This window comes from Paracoccus sp. P2 (assembly GCF_046335115.1).
Lineage (GTDB): Bacteria > Pseudomonadota > Alphaproteobacteria > Rhodobacterales > Rhodobacteraceae > Paracoccus > Paracoccus pantotrophus.
This window is the reverse complement of record NZ_JBGOSN010000159.1, coordinates 1-1,049: the sequence shown is the minus strand read 5'-3', so window position 1 is coordinate 1,049 and position 1,049 is coordinate 1. Positions and strand designations below refer to the sequence as shown.

At 61.3% G+C, this 1,049-nt stretch carries 1 protein-coding gene; it reads left to right on the top strand.

The genetic code is table 11. The features are described 5' to 3' along the window. The first annotated feature begins 62 nt into the window (after window positions 1-62). A complete protein-coding gene (locus tag ACDP63_RS24975) occupies window positions 63-995 on the top strand; it encodes an IS5 family transposase (protein WP_409928869.1) in 933 nt (310 codons plus the stop codon). Window positions 996-1,049: the final 54 nt, after the last annotated feature.

The following is a 1,049-nucleotide window of genomic DNA, read 5'->3' as shown; positions in this document are numbered from 1 at the left end:
GGCTTTGTTGCGCAAATGGCTGACGGGATTCATCTTGCGAATCCAGCGTGATACCTTTGGGCATGAGCAGCTGGACCCCGACGAGATACAAGACCACGAACTGGTCGTCCTATAATTCTGCCCTGAAGCGACGTGGCTCGCTGACGATCTGGTTTGATCCGTCGATGATCTGGTCGCCGCCTCCGAGCGGCAAACGAGGCCGCCAGCAAGCTTACAGCGATGCGGCCATCCAGGCTTGCCTGACGCTGAAAGTGCAGTTTGGCATGCCGTTGCGGCAGGTGACGGGCTTTGTCGAAAGTCTGCTCGGTCTGGCGGGGCTGGACTGGGCGGTTCCGGATTACAGCACGCTATGCCGCCGACAGAAGACCCTGACGGTGGATATTCCCTATCGGGGTGGCCACGGCCCGTTACACCTGCTGATCGACAGCACCGGCATCAAGGCGGAGGGCGAAGGCGAGTGGAATGCCCGCAAGCACGGTGGCACCAAGCGGCGCATCTGGCGCAAGGTTCACATCGCGGTCGATGAGGAAACGCTGGAGGTGCGGGCCGTCGAGGCGACCGGGAGCGATATCGGTGATGCGCCGATGTTACCGGAATTGCTCAGCCAGATCCCACCCGATGAGGACATCGGCTCCGTGACTGGCGACGGGGCTTTTGATACCCGCAAGTGCCATGACGCAATTGCGGATCGAGGGGCAGAGGCGATCATCCCGCCGCGCAAGAATGCCCAACCCTGGAAGCCGACAACTGCCGGCGCGTGCGCCCGCAACGAAATCCTCCGGGCCGTCAAATATCTCGGTCCGGCGATCTGGCGACGATGGAGCGGGTACCACCGCCGAAGCCGCATCGAGGCAAAGATGCATTGTGTAAAACGTCTGGGTCAGAGCCTCATGGCGCGGGACTTCGACCGGCAGGTCGCCGAGATCCAAATCCGCTGCGCCGTCATGAACCGTTACACGGCTCTCGGCACGCCCACGACAATGGCCGCAGGATAAGTCTGTCCAAGGAAAGGGGAACTATACCCAAAGCACCTTTTGCGCAACAAAGCC

Excerpts from the sequence above, each read along its gene's own strand:
- ACDP63_RS24975 (WP_409928869.1), top strand. The coding sequence starts at position 63 with ATGAGCAGCTGGACCCCGACGAGATACAAGACCACGAACTGGTCGTCC.